24 protein-coding genes are annotated in these 25128 nt (G+C 70.0%); 7 read left to right on the top strand and 17 right to left on the bottom strand.

The features are described 5' to 3' along the window. Nucleotide 1: 1 nt before the first annotated feature. Both ABEB12_RS14690 and ABEB12_RS14685 read right to left on the bottom strand, forming a co-directional pair. Complete coding sequence (locus ABEB12_RS14690) at nucleotides 2–496, bottom strand: hypothetical protein (RefSeq protein WP_185064003.1); 495 nt, start codon at nucleotides 494–496, stop codon at nucleotides 2–4. 82 nt (nucleotides 497–578) lie between these two features. Then, nucleotides 579–1349, bottom strand: coding sequence for a methyltransferase domain-containing protein (locus ABEB12_RS14685; RefSeq protein ID WP_185064002.1), 771 nt, complete (start codon nucleotides 1347–1349; stop codon nucleotides 579–581). A gap of 69 nt (nucleotides 1350–1418) precedes the next feature. Between ABEB12_RS14685 and rfbA the strand changes: the two genes are divergently transcribed. Then, a complete protein-coding gene (gene rfbA, locus ABEB12_RS14680) occupies nucleotides 1419–2300 on the top strand; it encodes a glucose-1-phosphate thymidylyltransferase RfbA (protein WP_185064001.1) in 882 nt (293 codons plus the stop codon). 112 nt (nucleotides 2301–2412) lie between these two features. On the opposite strand, the gene ABEB12_RS14675 is transcribed toward rfbA, so the two are convergent. Further along, on the bottom strand, nucleotides 2413–2832 hold the full coding sequence (locus tag ABEB12_RS14675) for a GNAT family N-acetyltransferase (RefSeq protein WP_185064000.1): 420 nt from the start codon (nucleotides 2830–2832) through the stop codon (nucleotides 2413–2415). A 61-nt stretch (nucleotides 2833–2893) separates the two neighbouring features. On the opposite strand from ABEB12_RS14675, the gene ABEB12_RS14670 reads away from it, so the two are divergent. After that, a complete protein-coding gene (locus tag ABEB12_RS14670) occupies nucleotides 2894–3619 on the top strand; it encodes a GntR family transcriptional regulator (RefSeq protein ID WP_185063999.1) in 726 nt (241 codons plus the stop codon). Between the two features lie 413 nt (nucleotides 3620–4032). On the opposite strand, the gene htpX is transcribed toward ABEB12_RS14670, so the two are convergent. Beyond that, on the bottom strand, nucleotides 4033–4896 hold the full coding sequence (htpX, locus tag ABEB12_RS14665; protein WP_185063998.1) for a zinc metalloprotease HtpX: 864 nt from the start codon (nucleotides 4894–4896) through the stop codon (nucleotides 4033–4035). Between the two features lie 128 nt (nucleotides 4897–5024). Here htpX and ABEB12_RS14660 point away from each other — a divergent pair, with 128 nt between their 5' ends. From ABEB12_RS14660 to ABEB12_RS14650, 3 genes are all read left to right on the top strand, one after another. After that, nucleotides 5025–5801 carry an enoyl-CoA hydratase gene (locus ABEB12_RS14660; protein ID WP_185063997.1) on the top strand — a complete coding sequence of 259 codons (777 nt, stop codon included), beginning with the start codon at nucleotides 5025–5027 and terminating at the stop codon, nucleotides 5799–5801. A gap of 142 nt (nucleotides 5802–5943) precedes the next feature. Then, entirely contained in the window at nucleotides 5944–7908 is a 1965-nt protein-coding gene (locus ABEB12_RS14655) for a 2-oxoacid:acceptor oxidoreductase subunit alpha (RefSeq protein ID WP_185063996.1), read from the top strand. Then, complete coding sequence (locus ABEB12_RS14650; protein ID WP_185063995.1) at nucleotides 7905–8975, top strand: thiamine pyrophosphate-dependent enzyme; 1071 nt, start codon at nucleotides 7905–7907, stop codon at nucleotides 8973–8975. The genes ABEB12_RS14655 and ABEB12_RS14650 overlap by 4 nt, the downstream gene beginning before the upstream one ends. 3 nt (nucleotides 8976–8978) lie before the next feature. Here the strand turns inward: ABEB12_RS14650 and ABEB12_RS14645 are convergent, their stop codons facing one another. From ABEB12_RS14645 to ABEB12_RS14630, 4 genes are read right to left on the bottom strand one after another with little or no spacing between them, the layout of a single operon-like run. Beyond that, entirely contained in the window at nucleotides 8979–10541 is a 1563-nt protein-coding gene (locus ABEB12_RS14645) for a DHA2 family efflux MFS transporter permease subunit (RefSeq protein WP_185063994.1), read from the bottom strand. Between the two features lie 21 nt (nucleotides 10542–10562). Further along, complete coding sequence (locus ABEB12_RS14640; RefSeq protein WP_185063993.1) at nucleotides 10563–11075, bottom strand: monooxygenase family protein; 513 nt, start codon at nucleotides 11073–11075, stop codon at nucleotides 10563–10565. A gap of 9 nt (nucleotides 11076–11084) precedes the next feature. Then, complete coding sequence (locus tag ABEB12_RS14635) at nucleotides 11085–11894, bottom strand: ABC transporter permease (RefSeq protein ID WP_345702822.1); 810 nt, start codon at nucleotides 11892–11894, stop codon at nucleotides 11085–11087. A gap of 11 nt (nucleotides 11895–11905) precedes the next feature. Next, complete coding sequence (locus ABEB12_RS14630; protein ID WP_221498483.1) at nucleotides 11906–12730, bottom strand: ABC transporter permease; 825 nt, start codon at nucleotides 12728–12730, stop codon at nucleotides 11906–11908. A gap of 110 nt (nucleotides 12731–12840) precedes the next feature. Between ABEB12_RS14630 and ABEB12_RS14625 the strand changes: the two genes are divergently transcribed. Further along, nucleotides 12841–13491: a WHG domain-containing protein gene (locus ABEB12_RS14625; protein ID WP_185063992.1), complete on the top strand. Its 651-nt coding sequence runs from the start codon at nucleotides 12841–12843 to the stop codon at nucleotides 13489–13491. On the opposite strand, the gene ABEB12_RS14620 is transcribed toward ABEB12_RS14625, so the two are convergent. Further along, nucleotides 13488–14384, bottom strand: a complete 897-nt coding sequence (locus ABEB12_RS14620) for an alpha/beta hydrolase (protein WP_185063991.1) — start codon at nucleotides 14382–14384, stop codon at nucleotides 13488–13490. The two genes, ABEB12_RS14625 and ABEB12_RS14620, sit on opposite strands and share 4 nt — an antisense overlap. Nucleotides 14385–14479: 95 nt before the next feature. Between ABEB12_RS14620 and rarD the strand changes: the two genes are divergently transcribed. Then, the gene (gene rarD / locus ABEB12_RS14615) at nucleotides 14480–15415 is read left to right on the top strand and encodes an EamA family transporter RarD (RefSeq protein ID WP_345702821.1); all 936 of its coding nucleotides are present in this window, start codon (nucleotides 14480–14482) and stop codon (nucleotides 15413–15415) included. 309 nt (nucleotides 15416–15724) lie between these two features. On the opposite strand, the gene ABEB12_RS14610 is transcribed toward rarD, so the two are convergent. The 8 genes from ABEB12_RS14610 to nuoH all read right to left on the bottom strand — a co-directional run bounded on the left by ABEB12_RS14610 (nucleotide 15725) and on the right by nuoH (nucleotide 25127). Beyond that, nucleotides 15725–16732, bottom strand: coding sequence for a polyprenyl synthetase family protein (locus ABEB12_RS14610; RefSeq protein WP_425572248.1), 1008 nt, complete (start codon nucleotides 16730–16732; stop codon nucleotides 15725–15727). Nucleotides 16733–16737: 5 nt separating this feature from the next. Continuing rightward, entirely contained in the window at nucleotides 16738–18279 is a 1542-nt protein-coding gene (nuoN, locus tag ABEB12_RS14605) for an NADH-quinone oxidoreductase subunit NuoN (RefSeq protein ID WP_185063989.1), read from the bottom strand. Next, nucleotides 18276–19901, bottom strand: a complete 1626-nt coding sequence (locus ABEB12_RS14600) for an NADH-quinone oxidoreductase subunit M (protein ID WP_345702820.1) — start codon at nucleotides 19899–19901, stop codon at nucleotides 18276–18278. Before ABEB12_RS14600 ends, nuoN begins: the two co-directional genes overlap by 4 nt. Before the next feature lie 7 nt (nucleotides 19902–19908). Then, nucleotides 19909–21879: an NADH-quinone oxidoreductase subunit L gene (gene nuoL / locus ABEB12_RS14595; RefSeq protein WP_425572251.1), complete on the bottom strand. Its 1971-nt coding sequence runs from the start codon at nucleotides 21877–21879 to the stop codon at nucleotides 19909–19911. 264 nt (nucleotides 21880–22143) lie between these two features. After that, nucleotides 22144–22443: an NADH-quinone oxidoreductase subunit NuoK gene (gene nuoK / locus ABEB12_RS14590; RefSeq protein WP_185063988.1), complete on the bottom strand. Its 300-nt coding sequence runs from the start codon at nucleotides 22441–22443 to the stop codon at nucleotides 22144–22146. Then, entirely contained in the window at nucleotides 22440–23258 is an 819-nt protein-coding gene (locus ABEB12_RS14585; RefSeq protein ID WP_425572247.1) for an NADH-quinone oxidoreductase subunit J, read from the bottom strand. Before ABEB12_RS14585 ends, nuoK begins: the two co-directional genes overlap by 4 nt. Then, on the bottom strand, nucleotides 23255–23797 hold the full coding sequence (nuoI, locus tag ABEB12_RS14580) for an NADH-quinone oxidoreductase subunit NuoI (protein WP_185063987.1): 543 nt from the start codon (nucleotides 23795–23797) through the stop codon (nucleotides 23255–23257). The genes ABEB12_RS14585 and nuoI overlap by 4 nt, the downstream gene beginning before the upstream one ends. Then, a complete protein-coding gene (gene nuoH, locus ABEB12_RS14575; RefSeq protein WP_185063986.1) occupies nucleotides 23790–25127 on the bottom strand; it encodes an NADH-quinone oxidoreductase subunit NuoH in 1338 nt (445 codons plus the stop codon). The genes nuoI and nuoH overlap by 8 nt, the downstream gene beginning before the upstream one ends. Nucleotide 25128: the final 1 nt, after the last annotated feature.

Genomic DNA, 25128 nt, shown 5'->3' with positions numbered 1-25128 from the left:
GTCAGCGCAGGCGCGCGGTGAGCTCGTCCAGCTGGCGGCGCAGGTGGTGCATGCGGACCAGGGCGAACGGGGCGAGCGCGCCGGCGCCGGCGGCCAGTGCGGCGTGCAGCCAGTCGCCGGTGAAGGCCCGGTACACGGCGTCGACCAGGAACAGCGCGCCGAACACCAGGATCCAGTGGCCCTCGAGCTTGTACTGCTCGCGGCGCCGCGCGGCCAGCCGGAACAACGCACCGACCAGCACGGGGTCGGTCGGCGGGTCGGCGTGCAGCGCGCGGTCCAGGTCGGCCTCGCCGCGGCGCGGCAGTGACCGGTAACAGGCGCACGCCCCGATCAGCACCAGCGCCAGCAGCACGCCGACCTCGACGCCGAACACCAGGCCGAACGGCGGCTGGTCCGGCCCCGGGGACAGCTGCCCGGCCAACGCGCCGACGAACAGCGAACCGAGCAACAGAGCCCTCCAGAGCACTCTGTCGGGATCGTCTTCCTTCTCGCCCATCACTCCACCTCGCGCCGGACCCCACCCCAGTGTCGGACATTCTCGCCGGGAGCGGTCCCGTTCCGCGACTACGGTTTGGGATTTACGGTTTGCGCGCCTCGACCAGCATCCGGCTGGAATGCGCAACGAACGGACCCTCGGCCTGGATCTGGTCGTGCAGCCGGCGCAGCGGGCCCCGGTACTCCTCGACGGTGAACCCCGGCACCATCCAGATCACCTTGCGCAGGAACCACACCACCGCACCGATGTCGAAGAACTCGATGCGCCGCCGCTCACATCGCAGGTCCACCACCTCCAGGCCGGCGGCGCGCAGCCCGTCGCGCGCCTGGTCGGGGTGCCGGGCGTTCCGGTTCTCCGATGGCTGCTCGCCGAGGAAGTACTCCACCAACTCGTAAACGCTGGCCGGGCCGACCTGCTGGGAGAAGTAGGTGCCACCGGGGGCCAGCACCCGCGCGATGTCCGCCCACCACGCCGTGACCGGGTGGCGACTGGTGACCAGGTCGAACGTGCCGTCGGCGAACGGCAGCGGCGGCTCGTCCGGGTCGTGCACCACGGCCACCCCGTGCGGTTTCAACAGCCGCGTCGCGCGAGCCAGGTTGGGCGGCCAGGACTCGGTCGCCACGGCGAGGGTGGGCCGCGCCGGCGCGGCGGCGAGCGCCTCGGCGAACACCTCGCCGCCGCCGGTCTGCACCTCCAGCACGGCGCGCGCCCGACCCAGCCGGCCGGCCAGCGACCGGGCGTAACCCCAGGACGGCCGCTGCTCGGTGGCCCGCCCGTCCAGCCAGCCGAAGTCCCAGCCGTCCACCGACGCCGCGTCCGCCTCCGCGACCAGTTCGTCGAAATGATCAGCCATGCGCCGATGGTGGCATCGGCACGCGGGCGCGGTCAGCCGAGTTTCGGCCGCCCGCTACGTTGGTCGGTAATGAAGGGCATCATCCTGGCCGGCGGCGCCGGCAGCCGACTCCATCCGGTCACCCGGGCGGTCTCCAAGCAACTGCTGCCGGTCTACGACAAGCCGATGATCTACTACCCGCTGTCCATACTGATGATCGGCGGCATCCGGGACATCCTGATCATCTCCACGCCGTCCGACCTGCCACAGTTCCGCCGGCTGCTCGGCGACGGCAGCGAGCTGGGCATCCGCCTCTCCTACGCCGCCCAGCCGCAGCCGAACGGGATCGCCGAGGCGTTCCTGATCGGCGCGGACCACGTCGGCACCGACAACGTGGCGCTGGTGCTCGGCGACAACATATTCCACGGCCCCGGCTTCCCCGCCCAGCTGCGCCGCAGCATCGCCGAGCTGGACGGCTGCGTGCTGTTCGGGTACCCGGTGCGCGACCCCAGCCGGTACGGCGTCGGCGAGGCCGACGAGAAGGGGCGACTGATCTCCATCGAGGAGAAACCGGCGCAGCCCCGGTCCAACCGCGCCATCACCGGGCTGTACCTGTACGACAACGAGGTGCTGAACATCGCCCGGCGGATCCGCCCGTCCGCGCGCGGCGAGCTGGAGATCACCGACGTGAACCGCGCCTACCTGGAGCGCGGCACCGCGACGCTGATCGACCTGGGCCGCGGTTTCGCCTGGCTGGACACCGGCACCCACGACTCGCTGATCGAGGCCGGGCAGTACGTGCAGGTGCTGGAGCACCGGCAGGGCATCCGGATCGCCTGTGTGGAGGAGGTCGCGCTGTCCATGGGCTACATCTCGGCCGACGACTGCTACACGCTCGGCGCCAAGCTGGGCAATTCCCGCTACGGCGAGTACGTGATGACCATCGCCCGCGCCGCCGGCGCCACCGCCTGACCCCTCCTCCCCCTGATTCAGTGCGTTCAGCACTCTGGTTCAGTCACTTCAGCAGTCGCCTCGGCGCCAAAAGTGACTGAATCACGCTGCTGAACTCACTGAATCAGGTGGGCTAGGCGCCGCGGGCGCTGGGGCGTTCCAAGTACATGTGGCCGCCGGGGGCGAAGCCGAACTGCCGGTACAGCCCGTGCGCGTCCTCGGTGTGCAGCATCCAGCGGAACTTCGCGCCCGGTCCGTCGTCGATCATCTTGCGCACCAGCGCCTTGCCCAGTCCGTGGCCCCGGTGCTCGTCCAGCACGTAGACGTCGGCCAGGTAGGCCGAGGCGTGGCCGTCGGACCAAGCCCGGGCGAATCCGACCTGCGCACCGTCCGGGGCATACGCGCCGACCACGCGCCAGGCGTCCCGGATCTGGGCCCGGATCACGTCGTCGGTGCGCCACCGGGCCCAGTAGACCTCGGCGCGCAGGTAGGCGGTCACCGCGTCCACGTCGATCCGGCCCGGGTCGTCGTCCACCTCGTAACGATCGTCCATCGGGCCTACTTTGGCGGGCTACCGGGCAGCCGTCGACCGGATTTACCTGTATAACCGGGCCATGCCGAACTCGATCGCCACCGTGCACGCCATCGGCGCGGTCGCCGAGGCCCGGCGGTACGTCGACCGGTTGGCCGGCGGAATCCGGGCCGGCACGGTAGGGCCGGGCACCCGGATCTCACTGGACCTGGAGGCCGACCGGCTGGGCGTCCGCCCCACCGGGCTGCGCCGGCTGCTGGAACCGGTGCTGGCCGAGGGCCTGCTGGTCACCGACCGGTCATCGGTGCTCAGGGTCGCCCCGCTCAACCCGGCCGAGGCGGCGGACATCACCCGGCTGATGCACCTGTTGCTGCCCGGCCTCTACGCGCACGCCAGCTCGCGGGCCGACGACCTCGCGCTGGTCCGGCCGCTCGCCGCGCGCCCCCGGCAGATCCACCGGCAGCCGCTGCACACCCGCTACCCGTCGACGATCGACTTCCTGCTCCGGCTGCTGCGGCCGGCGGCCGGGGGCGAGCCGGCGGAGGCGCGAATTCTGTTGACCGCCGTCGAGCGGTACTTCTTCATCGGCATGGTGGACGCGCTGGCCCGCCACCCGGACACCGTGGAGCACCTGCTTCAGACGCTGGAGAACCTGGTGCACGCGTACCGCCGGGGTCCCGCCGAGGCCCGCGCCACGGCCGCCGAGCTGTCCGGCCTGTTCCACGACATCTCGCGGCTGAGCCTGCGCGCCGCCCCCACGGACGCCGACGCCCCCCGGAGCGCCCGGATTCTCCGCCTGAGCCGGTAGCCACCCGGCGCCGGCTTCAGCCGTGAGCGGTGCCGGTTCTAAAGATCGTCTTGGACGGCGCGGCCTGGCGATCTACCGCGGTGCGGGTGCCGCCCGTCCGGTCGGGCGGGCCTGGTCAGGGCTTGATCGTTACGCACCGTAACGATTCCGGGCGCCGAGACCGGCCAGCTCGAGGGCTCCCCCATCGACATCGACAGCAGTCTGGTCAGCTCCGAGATCAAGCAGACTCACGTCGATCTCGACGAACCGAATCCGGCCGAACCCCCACCCAACCGTCACAAACCGTAGCCGACCGGCAAGCCAAGCCGGACGAAACGCAACGGGCGCCACCCAAGCCGCGACAGACCACTCAGGCCGCGCCGTCCAAGCCGGTCTTCGAACCGGCACCGCGCACCGAGCCGGGCCGGTTCGGGTCAGTAGCCGCGGGCCATCTGCTCGAGCCGGCGGATGCGGTCCTCCAGCGGCGGGTGGGTGGAGAACATCTTGGTCATCGCCTCGCCGGGGCGGAACGGGCTGGCGATCATCAGGTGGGACTGGGAGACCAGCTTCGGGTCCGGCGGCAGAGGCGCGGCCTGGGTGCCGTACTGGAGCTTGCGCAGCGCGGAGGCCAGGGCCAGCGGGTCACGGGTCAGCTCGGCGCCGCTGGCGTCGGCCTGGTACTCGCGGGAGCGGCTGACCGCCATCTGCACCACCGCGGCGGCGATCGGCCCGAGCAGCGCGACCAGCATCATGGCGATCGGGTTCGGGCGGTCCTCGTCGCCCCCGCCGAAGATCGACGCGAACATGGCGAAGTTGGCCATGAAGCTGACCATGGAGGCCAGCGCGCCGGCCACGCAGGAGATGAGAATGTCCCGGTTGTAGACGTGGGACAGCTCGTGCCCGAGCACGCCGCGCAGCTCCCGCTCGTCCAGCAGGCGCAGGATGCCGGTGGTCGCGCAGACCGCCGCGTTGCGCGGGTTGCGCCCGGTGGCGAACGCGTTCGGCGCCTCGGTGGGGCTCACGTACAGCCGGGGCATGGGCTGGCGGGCGGTGCTGGCCAGCTCGCGCACGATGCGGTACATCGCCGGTTGCTCGGCCTCGGTGACCGGCCGGGCGTGCATCGCGCGCAGCGCCAGCTTGTCCGAGTTGAAGTAGGCGTAGGCGTTCATGCCCAGCGCGGCGACCACCGCGATGACCAGTCCGGTACGGCCGAACAGCCCGCCGACCAGCAGTACCAGGGCGCTCATGCCGCCCAGCAGGACGGCGGTCTTGAGACCGTTCACGTGGTGGTTGTGCATCGTGCGTCACTTCCTTCCACGCGGTGAACGATCGGCCAACCGGCCCGGTTCCGCCACTCCGGGCCGGCCGCAAGTGATTTTCCCGACCCGAACGGCAGAGATCATCGGCCTGAGAGAAGATGCCAGGCATGGCTGAGAACGGGACACCCGAACGGGGCGTATTCACCGAGCTGCGCGACCGCGTGGCGGTGATCACGGTCTCCGATCCGGCCCGGCGCAACGCCATGGCACTGGACCTGGCCGAGGGCCTGGTGAGCGCGGTACACGCGGCGGAGGCGAACGAGGAGGTCGGCGCGGTGGTCATCACCGGGCAGGCCCCCGGGTTCTGCGCCGGCGCCGACCTGAGCCAGCTGGGTGCCTCCAAGGAGGCCGGCCTGCGCGCCATCTACCAGGGCTTCCTGGCCGTCGCGGACTGCACGCTGCCCACCGTGGCGGCGGTCAATGGCGCGGCGGTCGGCGCCGGGATGAACCTCGCGCTGGCCTGTGACGTGCGCATCGCCGGGCCGAGGGCGCGCTTCATCTCCCGCTTCATGGACCTCGGCCTGCACCCCGGGGGCGGCTACACCTGGATGATCCAGCGGATCCTGGGCCCGCAGGGCGCCGCCGCCGTGACCCTGTTCGGCGACAACCTGGACGCCGAAGAGGCTCAGCGGGCCGGCCTGGTCTGGCGCTCCGTCGCCGAGCCGGAGGACGCGCTGGAGGTGGCGGTCGAGCTGGCCGCGCGGGCCGCCGGCGCCCCCCGCGACCTGGCGGTCACCACCAAGCGGAACATGCGGGTGACGGCCGGCCTCGGCGCGCAGCGCGACGCGGTGGAGGTGGAGCTGCGGGCGCAGATCGCCTCGCTCGAGTCACCCGCCTTCGCCGAGCGGCTGGCCGCCCTGCAGGGCAAGGTTTCGAAGAAGTGACGGCCGGCATCCGTTCACTCGGCGTTCCGGAACATGGAACATCGATGTGATGTGTACCTAGTCGATACCGACACCCAAGTTAGCGAGGACTACCCTCGAAAGTAGGCGTCCTCGTTACAACCGATTACTGGAAGACGACACCATGAGCATCCCGGACAGCACCGTCGAGGCCGACGCAGAGTCTGATACCGGTGGCCCCGCGTCCAACGGGAACTCCCGCCCTGCCGATGTCGCTGGAAGCACCAACGGCCACCGCCGGGAGGTGCAGAAGCGCCAGCGGGTGGTGATCAGGTTCGCCGGTGACTCCGGTGACGGCATGCAGCTGACCGGCGACCGGTTCACCTCGGAGGCGGCCGCATTCGGGAACGACCTGGCCACACTGCCCAACTTCCCGGCCGAGATCCGCGCCCCACAGGGCACCCTGCCCGGCGTGTCGTCGTTCCAGCTGCACTTCGCCGACTACGACATCCTGACCCCGGGCGACCGGCCGGACGTGCTGGTGGCGATGAACCCGGCGGCGTTGAAGGCGAACATCGACGACCTGCCGCACGGCGGGATCCTGATCGCCAACTCCGACGACTTCATCAAGCGGAACCTGACCAAGGTCGGCTACGACGCCAACCCGCTCGAGGACGACTCGCTGTCCGCCTACACCGTGTACAGCGTGGCGATGGCCACCCTGGCCCGGGGCGCACTGGCCGACACCGAGCTGTCCAAGAAGGACGCCGAGCGGTCCAAGAACATGTTCGCGCTGGGCCTGCTGTGCTGGATGTACCACCGGCCGACCGAGGGCACCGAGCGCTTCCTGCGGGAGAAGTTCGCCCGCCGCCCCGACCTGGCCGAGGCGAACATCCTGGCCTTCCGGGCCGGCTGGAACTACGGCGAGACCACCGAGGCCTTCGCGGTCACCTACGAGGTGGCGCCGGCCCGGCTGGACACCGGCACCTACCGGCAGATCACTGGCAACACCGCGCTCGCGTACGGCATCGTGGCGGCCGGCCAGCAGTCCGGGCTGCCGGTGTTCCTCGGCTCGTACCCGATCACCCCGGCCTCGGACATCCTGCACGAGCTGTCCAAGCACAAGGCCTTCGGCGTGACCACGTTCCAGGCCGAGGACGAGATCTCCGGCATCGGTTCGGCGATCGGCGCCTCGTTCGGCGGCGCGCTGGGCGTGACCACCACCTCGGGCCCGGGCATCTCGCTGAAGTCCGAGGCAGCCGGCCTGGCCGTGGCGCTGGAGCTGCCGCTGCTGATCGTGGACGTGCAGCGCGGCGGCCCGTCCACCGGGCTGCCCACCAAGACCGAGCAGTCCGACCTGCTGCAGGCCATGTACGGCCGCAACGGCGAGTCGCCGCTGCCGATCATCGCGCCCCGCTCGCCCGGCGACTGCTTCGACGCGGCGCTGGAGGCCACCCGGATCGCGGTCACCTACCGCACCCCGGTGATGATCCTTTCCGACGGCTCGCTGGCCAACGGCTCCGAGCCGTGGCGGGTGCCGGACGTGGAGGCGCTGCCGCGCATCGACCCGGGCTTCGCCACCGAGCCGAACGCACCCGACGACTCCGGTGAGTTCTGGCCGTACAAGCGGGACGACGACACCCTGGCCCGGCCGTGGGCGATCCCCGGCACGCCGGGCCTGGAGCACCGCATCGGCGGCCTGGAGAAGGCCGACGGCAAGGGCTCCATCTCCTACGATCCGGACAACCACGACCGGATGACCCGGCTGCGCCAGGCCAAGATCGACCATATCCCGGTGCCCGACCTGACCGTGGACGACCCGGACGGCGACGCCGAACTGCTGGTGCTCGGCTGGGGCTCCACCTACGGCCCGATCGGCGCCGGCTGCCGGCGGGTGCGCGGCCTGGGCCACTCCATTGCGCAGGCCCACCTGCGCCACCTCAACCCGATGCCGGCCAACCTGGCCGAGGTGCTGCGCGCCTACAAGACCGTGCTGGTCCCGGAGATGAACCTGGGCCAGATGGCGCTGCTCCTGCGCGGCCGCTACCTGGTCGACATCAAGTCCTACACCAAGGTGTCCGGGCTGCCGTTCAAGGCCGAGGAACTGCAGGACCTGTTCCTGGACGCACTCAAGGGGGACCTCCTGTGACCGCTGTGGAGCTGGGCCTGCCGTCGATCGGCGGCCTGCAAGGAATCCCGACCACCGACGAGAAACAGACCGCCAAGGACTTCACGTCCGACCAGGAGGTGCGCTGGTGCCCCGGCTGCGGCGACTACGCCGTGCTGGCCGCCGTGCGCTCCTTCCTGCCCTCGCTGGGGCTGCGCCGGGAGAACATGGTGTTCGTCTCCGGCATCGGCTGCTCGTCGCGGTTCCCGTACTACCTGGACACCTACGGCATGCACTCCATCCACGGGCGCGCGCCGACGATCGCCACCGGGCTGGCGGTGACCCGGCCGGACCTGTCGGTGTTCGTGGTCACCGGTGACGGGGACGCGCTGTCCATCGGCGGCAACCACATCATCCACGCCGTGCGGCGCAACGTGAACATGACCGTGCTGCTGTTCAACAACCGGATCTACGGGCTGACCAAGGGCCAGTACTCGCCGACCTCGGAGGTCGGCAAGGTCACCAAGTCCACCCCCATGGGTTCGCTGGACCAGCCGTTCAACCCGTTGTCGCTGATCCTCGGCGCGGAGGCCTCGTTCGCCGCGCGGGCCATCGACGCCAACCGGGCCGAGCTGACCGAGATCCTGCGCGCCGCCGCGCAGCACCGGGGCACCTCGTTCGTGGAGATCTACCAGGACTGCCCGATCTTCAACGACGGCGCGTTCGACGTGATCCGCCGGGGCGGCGAGGAGTCCAAGCAGCGGCTCATCCCGCTGCGGCACGGCGAGCCCATCCGGTTCGGCGCGGACGGCGAGTTCGGCGTGGTCCGGTCCGAGGACGGCTACGGATTGCGCGTGGCCCCGGTGGCCGAGGTCGGCGAGGACGCCATCGTCGTGCACGACGCCACCCGGGAGGACCCGAGCTTCGCGTTCGCCCTGTCGCGCCTGTCCGACCAGGACCTCACCCACACCGTCACCGGCGTGTTCCGCTCCGTGCAGCGGCCCGCCTACGACGACGGAGCCCGCGCTCAGGTCGCCGAGGCCAAGGCCACCAAGCCGGCCGACCTGTCCGCGCTGCTGCGCGGCAAGGACACCTGGACCGTCGACTAGCCCCTAGGCTTCCACGGCGGCCGGTTCGGCGCGGGTCTCCGGGGCACCCGCCGGGCCGGTCGGCTGGGCGGTTGTCCTGCGCGCCGGGCCGGAGCGCAGGGTCAGGGCGAGCAGGATGCCGGCGGTGCTCATCAGTGCGGCGATGTAGAAGCCGTTGTTGTAGGTCTCGGTCTGCACGCCCCGGTGCAGCATCTGGTAGAGCCCCATCAGGCCCTCGGGGCCGCGCTCGGTGGCGGCGGCGACCTCGGGCAACGCCTGCGCCCCGGTGTCCAGCAGCGCGCTCCGGTCGCTCATCAGCTGGGCGGACGCGGCCACGCCCAGGCTGCTGAACACCGCCACCGCCACGCTGGACGAGACCCGCTGCATGATGTTGTTCATGCCGCTGGCCGAGGCGGTCAGCGCCGGAGCCAGCGAGGCCAGCCCCGAGGTGATCACCGACATCATGGCCAGGCCGGTGCCGAAGTTGCGGATGCAGGTCCACATGATCACGTCGAACCGGGGCGTGCCCGGGGTCAGCCCGGCCAGCAGGAACGAGGCGTAGGCGGCCACGGACACCCCGATCACTACCGGCCAGCGCGGCCCGAACCGGTCGTACAACCGCCCGGCGACCGGCATCATCACCAGCAGCACCAGCGCCGACGGCACCATGGTCAGCCCGGCGTCCAGCGCCTGCAGTCCCTGCACGTTCTGCAGGAACTGCGGGATGAAGTACATCGCCGTGAAGCTGCCCACCATCATGATGCTCATCAGCAGGATCGAGTTCAGGTACGGCCAGCGGCGGAAGACCCGCAGGTCGATCAGCGGGTTGTCCACCTCCAGCTCGATCACCACGAAGGTGGCCAGGCTGAGCACGCCGCTGATCAGCAGCATGCGGATGCGGTAGCCGTCCCAGCCCCAGCTCTGCCCCTCCGAGGTCACCAGGAGCAGCGCGAACAGCCCGTAGGCGATGGTGACGAAGCCCCACAGGTCGAACCGGGGCCATTGGGTGGGCCGGCTCCGGGGCAACACGGCGAGCGCGGCGGCGGTGCCGAGCAGCCCGACCGGCGCGTTGATGTAGAAGATCAGCCGCCAATCCACGTACTGCACCAGATAACCACCGAGCACCGGCCCGACCGACGGCGCGACCACCACGCCGAGCCCGTACATGCCCATCGCCGAACCTATCCGGGCCGGCGGCACGATCTGGTAGAGCAGGGTCATCGACACCACCGGCAGCAGGCCGCCGGGGATCGCCTGCAGGATGCGGAAAGCGATCATGCTGGGCAGGTCCCAGGCCAGCCCGCAGAGCACCGACGTGGCGGCGAACCCGACCATCGCCCAGATGTACAGGTTGGTCTTGCCGATGCGGTCGCCCAGCCAGCCGGTGAGCGGCACGACCACGCCGAGGGCCAGCGTGTAGCCGGTGGCCACCCACTCGATGTCGTCCGGCGGGGCGCCAAGCCCGGTCTGCATCTTCGGGATGGCGACGTTCACGATCGTGGTGTCCAGCACCGACATGAACGTGCCGATGATGAGCACCGACAGCGGGAGCGCCCAGCCTTGGGCAGTTCCCTTAGTTGTGCTCACCACATAAGCGTATAAGACTACTCAAGGGTTCGATATATCAGTGCGCACCGAGCGGCGCTGCCGGTCCATCCGCTGCCGCGCGGTGTGCCGCGTGGCGTCGACCGCCACGGACCGGGCCGCCCCGCCGAGGCCGAACCGGGGCATGTTGACGTACATCGCTTCGGACTGCCCGGGCACGATCCGGTAGGTCTCGTGGAAGATGCCGACCGTACCGTCACCGGCGACGCGCCGGTTGAAGTCGCGCCACGTCCTGGCATGCGGCGCGTGCGGGTCGGCGGCGAAGGCGTTCAGCTCGTCGAGGCTGCGCCAGTACTGCACGAGCAACGGGGTGCGGCCGACCCACACGTGGGTGTTGAGGAGGCCGTCGTCGGCCTGACGCAGGTACTGGACCATGCGGTACATGCCGGCGACGACGAACCACCATTTGTCCATTCGCCACCAGCGGTTGAATCGCATGCCGATCAGGAGAACGACGATGCCCTCGTCGTCCAGTTCGGCGGTGTAGCGACCATTGCGCACGGCGTTTTCCGACACGGGTCTCCCTCAGTTGGAGATGGGTGCGTTGGGGTCGGCGCCCCAGAACAGCTGGGTTCCGAGAACACCGACGATGTGAATGAGCACCATGTTGACCATCATTGACTTGGCGGTGTTCCCGCCGACCCCGTTGGGGCCGCCGCTGGCGGTGAACCCGTAGTAGCAGCCGACCAGCACGATGACGGTGCCCATGACCAGGGCTTTGGCCTGGGAGTACAGGAAGTCGGCGGGATTCTGGAACAGCCAGAAGTTGTACAGGTAACCGCCCGGCGAAACATCTCCCAGGATGGCCACCGTGACCAGGTACTCGGCGACGAACATGACGCCTATGCCGACGGTGAACAGGAACGGGATCGCCAGCCAGGACGCCAGGACACGAGTGCCCACGAGGTAGACCCGGGCGTTGATGCCCATGACCTCCATCGCGTCGATCTCGTCGGCGATCCGCATCGAGCCCAGTTCGGCGACCAGTCCGCAGCCGACCTTCGCGGCAAATATGTAGCCCCACATGTACGGGGCGAGCTCGCGCAGGCCGCACCAGGCGTTGAACACCCCGGAATAGAGCGGCGCACCGATCTGCTTGAGCGTGTAGCTGGCCTCGGTGCCGCACATCGTGCCGATGATGAACTCCATCGCCCAGATGATCAGTCCGCTGGACAGCACCAACACCGCCGCCTGTTGCAGCACCTCGGCGCCGAACCCGCGCACCTTCGGCAGATCACGCAGCACCGTCCCGGCGAAACGGATGACCTCGCCGGTTGACGCGACCACCTCACGCGCGGCCGACGCCGGGCGGGACGCGTCGTCGATTCTGGTCACGGTCGCCACCCCTATCGGTAGACCTGGATGTACGGGTTGAGTCCGAGCAGCAGGGCGGTGAACACGTAGTTGGTCGCGTAGATCGCGGCGAACGCGATGACCACCGCCTGGTTGACCGCACGGCCGACCCCGGCCGGCCCGCCCACGGCGCGATAGCCCTTGTAGCAACACACCACGGCGATGATGAGGCCGAAGAGGAACGTCTTCACCACGCCGCCCCAGAGGTCGGTGGGCGTGGAGTTGGCCCAGAAGTTCGCGTAGAAGGCGGCCGAGCTGGCTCCCATCCAGATGGCGGCCAACCACCCGCCGAGTACGCCGAACACCAGCGCGACGATGTCCATCAGGCCGGTCATCAAGGTGACCGCGACGACCCTGGGGACGATCACCGAGCGGATCGGGTCGACCCCGAGCACCTCCATCGCGTCGAATTCCTCGCGAATCCGCCGGGCGCCCAGGTCGGCGGTGATCGCGGTACCCACCACCCCGGCCACCACCATGGCATTGATCCACGGAGCGAACTCCCGCACGCTGGCCATGATGAAGAAGGCGCCGAGCCGCTCCGGTATCCCGAACAGCGTGAAGAAGTTCGCGGCCTGCAGGCCCGGGGCGCCGAACCCGAACGCCGTCGTCGATATCACCATCGGCAGCCAGCACCGCCGCAGGATCTGGATCATCAGGTCGAGCACCTCGCCCCAGAACCCCACCGGCCGTACCGCGATGCTGCGCGCCACCGACCCGAACAACAGCGTCATCTCGCCGGCCTGCGCAAGCGCCCGCGACAGCACGTCCAACGGGCCCAGTGCCCGCGTCTGATCGACTTTGACCTGGTCGAGCATGCTCCGCTCCGTTCACTCCGTCGGGACGCGCGTGAGCCATCGATAACTTCACAGCTGTGAATACACGCACGTACAGTAGAGGACAACTTCACGGGTGTAAAGTCACGGGCGTGAAGTCATCCACCCCCAGGCGGCAGCGCAACCGCCGAGGGGAAGGCGCACAGTTGCGCGAGGACATCCTCACCGGGGCTTCCGAGTTGCTGGAGCGGAGCGGATCGGAGGACGCGATCACGCTGCGGGCCGTGGCGCGCGAGGTCGGAATCTCCGCGAACGCCATCTACGCCCACTTCCCGCACCGCGAGGCGATCCTGGAAGCCGTGGTCGAGGAGGCGTTCGTGGACCTCTACACGGCGGTCAGCGGGGCCGGGGTGGGCGTGACCGACCCGACGGCCCGGCTGCGGGCCCACTGCGCCGGCTACCTCGCCTTCGCGGAGCAGCGACCCGGCCGCTACCAGGTGCTTTTCGGCCGCAACCGCAGCGCCGACGGCATCCCGAAAGCCGACTCCGTGCGCACCATGATCGGCGGCAAGGCGTTCGGCATCCTGGTCGAAGGCATCGAGGACTGCGCCGCGGCGGGGCAGTCCGCCAGCCATGACCCGGTCGCCGACGCCACCGCGCTGTGGGTCGGCCTGCACGGCTACGCCACCCTGCGGCTCACCGTCCCATACTTCCCCTGGCCGGCCGACGACTCGATGCTGGACACCCTGCTCACCCGGATGGCCCGAACCACCGGCACCGCCGGGCGAGCGGCGGAAGGCTAGTCGGTCTCCCCGGCCGGCGGCAGGTCCTTGCTGGCCTGGTCGGTCCACAGCGGGTTGTGCCGGATCTCCGGCGAGGAGCCGACGAAGGCGCGCGCCGCGTCCGGGTCGTCGGCGAGCTGGTAGCGCAGCCAGGCGGTGACGTAGCCGACCGTGGTCTGCACCAGCAGGATGTGCTCGGCCTCGCGCCGGGTGGCCACCGCCGCCGGGCCGTCGGTGTCCCGGTACGCGGCGAGGATGCCGGACGGCGGGCAGATCAACAGGTCCAGGCCGCCGGCGATGAAGAACGTCGGCCCGGTCAGGTCATGGACGTTCGCCGGCAGCGGGACCAGGCCGGCGCCGCTGGCCGCGGTCGGCAGCCCGATCGGCACGGTGGTGATGATGGCGCCGTCGGCCAACCGGTTGGCGTTCAGGACGCCAGTCGCGCCCTGGGAGTGGCCGACCGCCGCGACCCGGTCCGGGTCCAGGCGGTCGTGCAGCGGGTCATCGCCGTCGTCGTTGCGCCGCAGCAGGTACTTCGCGCCGGCCAGGATCTCGGTGCCCGAGCCGGTCTGCGAGCTGTACGAGTCGATCGCCGCGAAACCCCACGAGGCCAGGTGCCGCAGCACCGACTCGTAGTTGTCCGGTCGCGCGCCGGTGCCGTTGCCCCAGGTGACGATCGGGTACTTGTGGTCACCGCCCTCGGGCAGGAACAGCGCGAACCGGCCGCCGCTGGCCGGGTCGGTGACGTCCTCGCGGGTCACCTCGTACGGGCCGGGCTCGGTGTAGCGCTGCTCGATCTCGCCGCCCGCCGGGGGGTGGCCGAGCGGCGGCGCGGCGGCGGCCTGCCCCGGGGCGGCCAGCAGCACGAAAATCACCGCCAGGGCGAACACCGTCCAACGACGCACCATCGCCACCGCCCTCACCCAGGGTGATCCGCTCGCTACGGGCGGTACCTTAGCCGCACGAATCACGGCGACAACGCCCGGCCCGGCGTGTTCCGATGGAGACCGTGGCCAGTTCTTCGCGCACGGACCTCCAACCCGTCACCCGATCCGCCGGCGGAGTAGACGCCCGAGGCGTCGGACTCGGGGCCGCCGCCTACGCGATGTGGGGCCTGTTCCCCGCGTTCTGGGCGCTTATGGCGCCGGCCGGGCCGTGGGAGATCCTGGCGCATCGGATCGCCTGGACCATGATCCTCATGGCCGGGGTGCTGGCGCTGCTGCGCGGCTGGCCCCAGGTGCGGCGGCTGTCCGCGCGGGGCTGGCTGGTGGTGACCGCGTCGGCGCTGGCCATCGCGGTGAACTGGGGCGTGTTCATCTACGGCGTGCAGATCAACCACGTCGTGGAGGTCGCCCTGGGCTACTACATGAACCCGCTGGTCAGCGTCCTGCTCGGGTTGCTGGTGCTGCGGGAGCGGCTGCGCGCGGGCCAGTGGGTGGCATTGGGGCTGGCGTTCGTGGCGGTGGTCGTGCTGACCGTGCAGAACGGGCGGGTGCCCTGGCTCGGGCTCGCGCTGGCCACGTCGTTCGGCGTCTACGGGCTGCTGAAGAAGACCGTGCCGCTGCCGTCCACGGCCAGCCTGACCGCCGAGGGCCTGGTGCTCGGCCCGGTCGCCTTCGGTTACCTGGCCTGGCTCGGCACGGCCGGACACTCGACCTTCGGGGAGGGCGCCTGGCACACCGCGCTGCTGATCGCCGGCGGGCCGGTCACGGCGGTTCCCCTGCTGCTGTTCGGCGCGGCGGCCCGGCGGATCCCCCTGGCCACCCTGGGCACGCTGATGTACCTGACCCCGACCATGCAGTTCCTCTGGGGCTGGCTGGTCAACCACGAGCCGGTGCCGGCGCTCAAGTGGGCCGGCTTCGCCCTGGTCTGGACGGCCCTGGTCATCTTCACCATCGACCTCTGGCTGGGCCGCGCCCGCGCAACCCCACCACCCCAGGTCTAGCCCAATCCCCGACCCAGACCCGCGAGTCGGGGATTCAGGTACAGCGAGTCGGGGATTGGGGTACAGCGAGTCGGGGATTCAGGTACGGGGCCGCATGGGTGCGGTGCGCCTTCATCGAGAACCTGGGGAAGCGTGCTCGGCTCGGTTCAGCTTGGAACGGGCCTGCTCGCCGAGATAGACACGATGGACGCGGTCACCATGATCGGACAGCCACAGCGTTCGCCTCAACAACCCGCGCCAGGCGTACCTGAATCCCCGACTCGCCGTACCCCAATCCCCGACTCGCGGGGTGGGGAGAGCCGGGCCGGTTCAGCCCGTGCGGTCGACCACGTAGTGGGTGAGCGAGGCCAGTGCGTCGCGGGCGGGGCAGGCGGGAAGGGTTTCCAGCTCGGTACGGGCGGCGGCGGCCTGCTCGGCCAGGGTCTCGCGGGCCTGGTCCAGGCCCTTGCCGGTGCGCAGCAGGTCGAGCGCCTCGTCCACCAGCGCGTCCTCGGTGATCGGGGCGGCGAGCAGCTCGCGCAGCCGGTCCGCTCCGGGCTCGCGCAGCGCGTACAGCATGGGCAGCGTGGCCACGCCCTCGCGCAGGTCGGTGCCCGGGGTCTTGCCCGAGCTCTCCTCCGGCGAGGCGATGTCGATCACGTCGTCGGACACCTGGAACGCGGTGCCGATGATCTCGCCGAACCGGTGCAGCGCGGCGACCTGCTCCGGCGGGCAGCCGGAGAACGTGCCGCCGTACCGGCCGGCGGTGGCGATCAGCGAACCGGTCTTCTCCGCGACCACGGCCAGGTAGTGCTCCACCGCGTCGTCCCCGGAGCCGGGTCCGCGAGTTTCCCGCATCTGCCCGGTGACCAGTGCGGCGAACGTCTCCGCGATGACCCGCACCGCGTCCGGCCCCAGGTCGGCGACCAGCCGGGAGGCATGGGCGAACAGGTAGTCCCCGGTGAGGATGGCCACCGAGTTGTCCCAGCGCACGTTGGCGCTCTGCGCGCCCCGGCGCATGGTGGCCGAGTCCATCACGTCGTCGTGGTACAGCGTGGCCAGGTGCACCAGCTCGACGGCGGCGGCCGCCGTGACCACGTCGGGCGAGTCGCCACGCGGCCCGATCTGCGCCGAGAGCAGCGTGAACAGCGGCCGGAACCGCTTGCCCCCGGCCGAGATCAGGTGCAGAGAGGTTTCGGTGACGAACTCGAACCCGCTCTGCACCTCCGCGTGCAGCAGATCCTCGACCCGCTTCAATCCGCTGTCGATCGCCTCGGCCAACCCCGGGTCGACGAAGTCGATCCCGGAAACGCGGTAGATCCCGTTGGAAGCCTGCACGCCGTTCAGCTTACGAACTGGCCGCCGCCGGCCCACGTTAAGGCCAGCGTCGGCGCGACGCCGAGGACCAAGGTGATCAGTACGCCGAGGGTGATCGCGGCGGTGGTGAACGCGCCGGGCACGGTCACCGTGGGGCCGTCGGCCGCCGGCTCGGAGAAGTACATCAGCACGATCACCCGCAGATAGAAGAACGCGGCCACCGCGCTGGCGATCAGTGCGACGATCACCAGCGGCACCATGCCGTCGGCCAGCGCCGCCGAGAACACCGCGAACTTGCCGGTGAACCCGCTGGTCAGCGGGATGCCGGCCAGAGCGAGCAACAGGAACGACATGACCGCCGCCGTCACCGGCGAGCGCTTGGCCAGCCCGGCCCACTGGGACAGGTGGGTGGCCTCGCCGTTGCCGTCCCGCACCAACGAGATCACGCCGAACACGGCCAGCGAGGTGAACCCGTAGGTGAGCAGGTAGAACAGCGTCCCCGACAGCCCCTTCTCGGTGATCGCGATCGCGCCGATCAGGATGAACCCGGCGTGCGCGATGGACGAGTAGGCGACCATCCGCTTCACGTCGGTCTGGGTGAGACCGATCACCGCGCCGATCACCATCGAGATGATCGCCACCGCCCACAGCACACCGCGCCACTCCCACCGGGTGGCCGCGAAGCCGACCGACAGCACCCGCAGGATCGCGCCGAACGCGGCCACCTTGGTCGCCGCCGACATGAACGCCGTCACCGGCGTGGGCGCGCCCTGGTAGACGTCCGGGGTCCAGGTGTGGAACGGCCCCACCGCCGCCTTGAACAGCAGCCCGATCAGCAGCAGCGCCAGCCCGCCGAACAACAGCGTGTCCGAACGGTCGGTGGCGGCGGACGCGGTGGCGATGTCGGACAGCTTCACCGAGTCGGCGTAGCCGTACAGCAGCGCCAGCCCGTACAGGAAGAACGCCGAGGCGAACGCCCCGAGCAGGAAGTACTTGACCGCCGCCTCCTGGGACAGCAGCCGGCGCCGCCGGGCCAGGCCGCACATCAGGTACAGCGGCAGGCTCAGCACCTCGAGGGCGACGAACATGGTGAGCAGGTCGTTGGCGGCGCAGAAGGTCATCATGCCGCCGATGGCGAACAGGGTCAGCGGCAGCACCTCGGTCTGCATGCCGAACCGGCCGGCGGTGATCCGGTCCTGGGGCGCACCGGCCGGCGGCGCACCGGCCGCGTCGGTGATGAACGCCCCGCCCGGCTCCACCGAGCGGTCGGCGATGAGCAGCACCCCACCCAGCGACAACGCCAGCAGGGTTCCCCACATGAACAGCGTGGGCGGGTCGATGGCCAGCGCGTCGGACAGCGTCTTCACCGGCGGGCCGCCCTGCGAGGCGTACGCGCCGAGCAGCACACCCGCCGCGACCAGCGCGGACAGGGTCAGCGTGACCTGCACCGCCCACCGCTGCGGGCGCGGCAGGAAGGCCTCCACCAGCACGCCCAGGCACGCCGCGCCGAGCACCACCAGCACCGGTGACAGCGCGAAGTACGCGACCGAAGGAATGGTCAGGTTCACCGGTTTCCCCCATTGAGGATGTGTCCCGCGCTGGCGAGCACCGGATCGGCCAGGCCGACCTCGTGCATCGTGGCGGTAACCGAAGGATTGATCACGTCCAGCACCGGGCCGGGGAAGAAGCCGAGCAGCAGCACCAGCAATACCAGCGGGGTGAGCACTCCCAGCTCGCGCTTGTCCAGGTCGGTGAAGGTGCTCCTCGTCGCCGGCGCGGCCGGGTCGGTCATCGTGCCGGGGCCCGGCACCGAGGCCAGCACCGCGTCACCCCGCACCGGCCCCTGGAACACCCGCTGGTAGACCCACAGCACGTACAGCGCGGCGAAGATGATGCCGACCGTGGCGATGATCGTGTACACCGGCTCGCGGGGGAAGGACCCGATCAACACCAGGAACTCGCTGACGAACGAGTTGGTGCCCGGCAGCGCCAGCGAGGCCAGCCCGGCGACCAGGAACGCGCCGGCCAGCGCCGGGGTCAGCTTCACCACGCCGCCGTAGTCGGAGATCAGGCGGGAGCCGCCCCGGGCGATCAGCATGCCCACCGTGATGAACAGCATGCCGGTGGTGATGCCGTGGTTGACCATGTACAGCACCGCGCCGGCGAACGCCTGGGTGGAGAACGCGAAGATCCCCATGGCGATGAACCCGAAGTGGGCGATCGAGGTGTACGACACGAACCGCTTCAGGTCGTTCTGCCCCGTAGCCAGCAGCGCCGCGTAGATGATGCCGATCACCGAGAGGGTGAGCACCAGCGGCGCCAGCGTCTTGGACGCGGCCGGGAACAGCGGCAGGCAGTAGCGCAGGAAGCCGAAGGTGGCGACCTTGTCCAGCACGCCGACCAGCAGCACGCCGGCCCCGATCGGCGCCTCGGCACCGGCGTCCGGCAGCCAGGTGTGCAGCGGCACCAGCGGCGCCTTGATGGCGAACGCCACGAAGAAGCCGATGAACAGCCAGATCTGCACCGACTCCGGCACCGAAGCGGCCAGCCGCTGCAGCTCGCTCCAGCTGAACGTGCCGCCGTCCGGCAGCCGGCTGCCGGAGACCACGTACAGCCCGATCACCGAGGCCAGCATGATCAACCCGCCGAGCAGCGAGTACAGGAAGAACTTGACCGCCGCGTACTGCCGCTTCGGGCCGCCGAACCGCCCGATCAGGAAGTACATCGGGATCAGCATGGCCTCGAAGAACACGTAGAACAGGAACACGTCGGTGGCCGCGAAGACGCCGACCAGGGTGGCCTGGGTGGCCAGCAGTAGCGAGTAGAAGCCGGCCGGGGTGCGGCCCTCGGGCAGCTTGTCCGCCCAGGAGGAGCCCATCACGATCGGCACCAGCACCGCGATCAGCGCCAGCATGACCAGCGCGATGCCGTCGATGCCCAGGGTGATCCGGGTGCCGAAGGCCGGGATCCACGGGATGTCGAACACCAGCTGGAAGCGGGTGCCGGCGGTCGCAGCGCTCACCGAGTAGGAGAACCAGGCCAGCGCGGTGAGCGCCAGCTCGCCCAGGGCGATGGTCAGCGCGACCGCCTTGGCGGCGCCCGGCCGGTCCCGCATCGGGGCCACCACCACCGAGCCGACCAGCGGCAGCAGCAGGAGGACCAGCAACAGGTAGTTCTGCGTTTGAGTCACCAATGCCTCACTGGATCCCGAAGCGGACGGCCATCAGCGCCGCGATGAGCAGCACCCCGCCGCCGAGCATGGTCATCGCGTAGGAGCGCACGAATCCGGTCTGGAAGCGTCTCATCCGGCCGGAGGTGCCGCCGAGCAGCGCGGCGATCCCGTTCACCAGCCCGTCGACGCCCTTGTTGTCCACGAACACCAGCGCCCGGGTCAGCCAGGTGCCGGGGCGGGCGATGAGCGCCTCGTTGATCGCGTTGGCGTACAGGTCCTTGCGGGCGGCGCGCACCGGCAGGGACACCGGCTCCGGCCGTTCCACCGGAACGGCCCGCCGGCCGATCAGCAGGTAGGCGACCACCACGCCCAGCGCGGACAGCACCAGCGTGCCGTTGGCCACCGTGCTGTGCGAGAGCACCGCGTGGCCGTGCTGTTCCTGCAGCTCGCCGACGGTCGGGGCCAGCCAGGTGGCCAGCCGCTCGTCGAAGAAGAAGAACGCGCCGGCGCCGACCGAGCCGAAGGCCAGCAGCACCATCGGCAGGGTCATCACGGCCGGAGACTCGTGCGGGTGGTACTCCTTGCCGTCCGGCGACTTCAGGTCCTTCCAGCGCTTTTCGCCGAAGAAGGTCATGCACACCAGGCGGGTCATGTAGAACGCGGTGAGCCCGGCGGCCAGCATGGCCAGCCCGCCCATCAGCACGCCGCGCCAGCCGGGCTGGGCGGCGGCCGCCTCGATGATCGCGTCCTTGGAGTAGTACCCGGACAGGAACGGGAACCCGATCAGCGCCAGGTAGCCCAGCCCGAAGGTGACCGCGGTGACCGGCATGTGGCGCCACAGCCCGCCGTAGTGGCGCATGTCCACGTTGTCGTTCATGCCGTGCATCACCGAGCCGGCGCCGAGGAACAGTCCGGCCTTGAAGAAGCCGTGGGTGAGCAGGTGCATCAGGCCCAGCGCGTAGCCGGCCGGGCCGAGGCCCACGCCGAGCATCATGTAGCCGATCTGGCTGACCGTGGAGTACGCCAGCACCTTCTTGATGTCGTCATAGGCGCACCCGATGATCGCCCCGATCACCAGGGTGATCGTGCCGATCAGGGCCACGATCAACCGCCCGTCGGCCGACACGTTGTAGATCGGGTTGCACCGGGCGACCAGGTAGACGCCGGCGGTGACCATGGTTGCCGCGTGGATCAGCGCGGAGACCGGCGTCGGGCCCTCCATGGCGTCCGGCAACCACGCCTGCAGCGGGAACTGGCCGGACTTGCCGCAGGCGCCGAGCAGCAGCAGCACGCAGATGGCCAGCGTGGTGCCGGAGCCCAGCTCGCCGACCCGGGCGAACACCTCGGTGTACTGCACGGTGCCCAGGTGCTGCCAGATCAGGAAGATGGCCAGCGCCAGGCCGACGTCGCCGACCCGGTTCATCAGGAAGGCCTTCTTCGCCGCCGTGGCCGCCGAGGGCCGGTTCTGGTAGAAGCCGATGAGCAGGTAGGACGCCAGGCCCACGCCCTCCCAGCCCAGGTACAGCATCACGAAGTTGTTGCCCAGGACCAGCAGCAACATGGCCGCGACGAACAGGTTCAGCTGGGCGAAGAACCGCCGCCGCCCCTCGTCGTGGCTCATGTAGCCGATCGAGTAGATGTGGATCAGCGAGCCGACCCCGGTGATGAGCAGCACGAAGGTCAGCGACAGCGGGTCCAGGCGCAGCCCGAAGTCCACGTGCAGCGAGCTGACCGCGATCCAGGAGAACAGCTTCAGCTCGGTGGACCGCTGCTCCGGGGCCGCGCCCAGCGACTGCAGGAACAGCGCGACGCCCACCGCGAACGCGCCGAGCACGGACAGGCAGCCGAGCAGGTGCCCCCAGGCGTTGGCCCGGCGCCCGACCAGGAACAGGATGGCGGCGCTCGCCCCGGGCAGCACGAACAGCAGCCAGGCGAGCGAGCCGACCCCGTGTGCCGGCGCGACCTCGGCGGCCGCCAGGAGTGTTGGGGAGCTGATCACGCGTTGACTCCTCGAGTGTCTACAAACTCGCCATATCGCGGGTTTCGCCGGCCCATGTCGCGGATTTTCACCGCTGCCGGTTGAGTGCCGCGGCGGGCGTTGAGCGCGGGGTCGGGTTCAAAGATCGGCCTGGACGGCGAGCCCGGCCCGACGCCGAAGGCACGACGCGCTACCCGGCCCGAGGCCGCGGAAATCCGCGACATGGACTGGCGGAACCCGCGACATGGGGTGTGGGAACCCGCGATATGGGATGGGGGCATGTCAGTACTTGAGCAGGTTCGAGTCGTCCACCGAGGACGAGCGGCGGGTGCGGAAGATGGACATGATGATGGCCAGGCCGACCACCACCTCCGCCGCGGCCACCACCATCACGAAGAACGCCATGACCTGGCCGTCCAGGTTGCCGTTGATCCGCGCGAAGGTGACCAGGGTGAGGTTCACCGCGTTCAGCATCAGCTCGATGCACATGAACACCACGATGGCGTTGCGGCGCACCAGCACGCCCACCGCGCCGATGGCGAACAGCAGCGCGGAGAGCAGCAGGTAATAGGTGGGGGTCATGCCTTGTCCCGTCCGGTGAGCGCGTGCGCGTCGGGCGCCTCGGGGATCGCTGGAATCTCCGCGGGAGTGGTCTCGATGATCTCGGAGAGCGACTCCGGGGCGATCGAGCCGTCCGGCAGCAGCGCCGGGGTGGCCACCGAGTTGGCGGTGGCGAACACGCCGGGGCCGGGCAGCGGGGACACCCGCGCGTGCTCGCCGCGCAGCCGGGCGGTGACCATGGCCCGCTGGTCGCGCTTGGCCTCGTGCCGGGCCTGGGAGAAGGCCAGCACCATGGCGCCCAGCGCGGCGGTGATCAGCAGCGCGGAGGTCAGCTCGAAGGCGAACAGGTACTTGGTGAACACCAGCTGCCCGATGCTGCCCACGTTGCCGGCGGTGCTGCCGTTGGGGCCGGCCAGCCCGCGCGGGGTGACCGAGACCAGCGACCCGGCCAGCCCGCCGACCAGCAGCGCGATCAGCCCGATGCCGAACACGGCGGCGGCCAGCCGCTGCCCGCGCAGCACCTCCACCACCGAGTCCGAGCTGTCCCGGCCGACCAGCATCAGCACGAACAGGAACAGCATCATCACGGCGCCGGTGTAGACGATGATCTGCACCATGCCCAGGAACGGCGCCTGCTGGACCAGGTAGAGCATGCCCAGCGAGAGCATGGTCAGCACCAGGAAGAGGGCGGAGTGCACCGCGTTGCGGGCGAACACCATGCCCAGCGCGCCGAGCAGGGCCACCGGGCCGAGCACCCAGAAGGCGATGGCCTCGCCCAGGCCGACCGGGCCGCCGGTGTCCACCGCGGCGGCCTGGGCAAGCAGCGTGGTGATCACTTGACCTGCTCCCCTACCTGGTCTTCGACGTTCGGGTCCGCTGCCTGGGCCGGGGCCTGCACGTAGTACGCCTGCTCGTCGTCACCCAGGCGCATCGGGTGCGGCGGCTGCTCCATCCCGGGCAACAGCGGGGCCATCAGGTCTTCCTTGGTGTAGATCAACCGCTGCCGGTCGTCGTCGGCCAGCTCGTAGAAGTTGATCATCGTCAGGGATCGGGTCGGGCAGGCCTCCACGCACAGCCCGCAGCCGATGCAGCGCAGGTAGTTGATCTGGTAGTCCTTGCCGTACCGCTCACCCGGGGAGAAGCGCTCCTCCTCGGTGTTGTCCCCGCCCTCCACGAAGATCGCGTCGGCCGGACAGGCCCAGGCGCACAGCTCGCAGCCCACGCATTTCTCCAGCCCGTCCGGATGCCGGTTCAGCTGGTGACGGCCGTGGTAGCGGGGCGCCGTGGGGTAGAACTCCTCCGGGTATTCCTCGGTGACCACCTTCTTGAACATGGTGCTGAAGGTGACGCCGAAGCCCTTGATCGAATCAAACATCGTCTTTTCCTCCCGAACTGGCGGCGAGCGCCTCGGGCGTACCGGCCTCGGTGGCCTCGGCGGCGCGCAGCCGGTGCCGGGGCCGGGTGGTCGGCACCTTGAGATCCAGCGGCGGCACCGGGTAGTCGGACACCGGCTCCACCTCGGGCGACCCGGCCTTGCGCTGCTCGGGAATGATCGACACGAAGACCAGCAGCGCGACCAGCAGGATGCCGGCGGCGACCAGCGCGATCGGCCCGCTGAACGGCCGGTCGGCCGAGTTCCACACCCGCACCGCGAAGATCATCAGGATCCACAGCAGGCTCATCGGCACCAGGCCGCGCCAGCCCAGCCGCATGAACTGGTCGTAGCGCAGCCGGGGCAGCGTGCCGCGCAGCCAGATGAACACGAACAGGAAGGCCAGCACCTTCCCCATGAACCAGATGATCGGCCACCAGCCGGTGTTCGCCCCGGCCCAGATCGCACTGATCGGCCACGGGGCGTGCCAGCCGCCGAGGAACAGCGTGGTGGCCATCGCCGAGACGGTCACCATATTCACGTACTCGGCCAGGTAGAACATGGCGAACTTGAGCGAGGCGGAGTACTCGGTGTGGAACCCGCCGACCAGCTCGGACTCCGCCTCCGGCAGGTCGAACGGGGCGCGGTTGGTCTCGCCGACCATGGAGATGCAGAAGACCGCGAAGCTGGGGATCAGCAGGAAGCAGTACCAGCCGCCCTGCTGGGCGTCCACGATCCCGGCGGTGGACAGCGTGCCCGCGTAGAGGATCACCGCCACGATGGACAGCCCCATGGCGATCTCGTAGGAGATCACCTGCGCCGCCGAGCGCAGCGCGCCGAGCAGCGGGTACGGCGAGCCGGACGACCAGCCGGACAGCACGATGCCGTACACCCCGATGGAGGAGCAGGCCAGCACCAGCAGCACGCCCACCGGCAGGTCCACCAGCTGCAGCACGGTGTGCTCGCCGAAGATGGACACCTCGGGGCCGAACGGCAGCACGGACAGCGCCAGGAAGGCCGGGATGGCCGCGATCACCGGCGCCAGGAAGAACACCACCTTGTCGGCCTTGGCCGGCATGATGTCTTCCTTGAACGCCATCTTCAGCGCGTCGGCCAGGGCCTGCAGCCAGCCGTTCGGGCCGACCCGGTTGGGGCCGGGCCGGTGCTGCATCCGGCCGACCACCTTGCGCTCCCAGGCGACCAAGAACGTCGGCATGATCAGCGCGAACAGGAACAGCGCCACGATCTTGATCAGGATGAGCCAGATCGGGTCGTCCGCGAGCAGCTCTTCGGCGCGCTGCTGGGTGACGGCGAGCAGCGGGGTCGTGATCATT

Origin of the sequence: Actinospineispora eucalypti, assembly GCF_039543365.1 — a bacterium.
GTDB classification, from domain to species: Bacteria; Actinomycetota; Actinomycetes; order Mycobacteriales; family Pseudonocardiaceae; genus Pseudonocardia; species Pseudonocardia eucalypti.
Note: the sequence above shows the minus strand (reverse complement) of the source record. Positions and strands in the feature narration are given on the sequence as shown.

What these genes read in the sequence shown, in the direction of transcription:
- ABEB12_RS14675 (WP_185064000.1), bottom strand. Translation starts at nt 2,832, where the DNA reads ATGGACGATCGTTACGAGGTGGACGACGACCCGGGCCGGATCGACGTG.
- nuoI (WP_185063987.1), bottom strand. Translation starts at nt 23,797, where the DNA reads ATGTTTGATTCGATCAAGGGCTTCGGCGTCACCTTCAGCACCATGTTC.
- ABEB12_RS14670 (WP_185063999.1), top strand. Translation starts at nt 2,894, where the DNA reads ATGCCGAACTCGATCGCCACCGTGCACGCCATCGGCGCGGTCGCCGAG.
- ABEB12_RS14630 (WP_221498483.1), bottom strand. Translation starts at nt 12,730, where the DNA reads ATGCTCGACCAGGTCAAAGTCGATCAGACGCGGGCACTGGGCCCGTTG.
- nuoK (WP_185063988.1), bottom strand. Translation starts at nt 22,443, where the DNA reads ATGACCCCCACCTATTACCTGCTGCTCTCCGCGCTGCTGTTCGCCATC.
- ABEB12_RS14685 (WP_185064002.1), bottom strand. Translation starts at nt 1,349, where the DNA reads ATGGCTGATCATTTCGACGAACTGGTCGCGGAGGCGGACGCGGCGTCG.
- htpX (WP_185063998.1), bottom strand. Translation starts at nt 4,896, where the DNA reads ATGCACAACCACCACGTGAACGGTCTCAAGACCGCCGTCCTGCTGGGC.
- nuoH (WP_185063986.1), bottom strand. Translation starts at nt 25,127, where the DNA reads ATGATCACGACCCCGCTGCTCGCCGTCACCCAGCAGCGCGCCGAAGAG.
- ABEB12_RS14655 (WP_185063996.1), top strand. Translation starts at nt 5,944, where the DNA reads ATGAGCATCCCGGACAGCACCGTCGAGGCCGACGCAGAGTCTGATACC.
- ABEB12_RS14690 (WP_185064003.1), bottom strand. Translation starts at nt 496, where the DNA reads ATGGGCGAGAAGGAAGACGATCCCGACAGAGTGCTCTGGAGGGCTCTG.
- ABEB12_RS14660 (WP_185063997.1), top strand. Translation starts at nt 5,025, where the DNA reads ATGGCTGAGAACGGGACACCCGAACGGGGCGTATTCACCGAGCTGCGC.
- rfbA (WP_185064001.1), top strand. Translation starts at nt 1,419, where the DNA reads ATGAAGGGCATCATCCTGGCCGGCGGCGCCGGCAGCCGACTCCATCCG.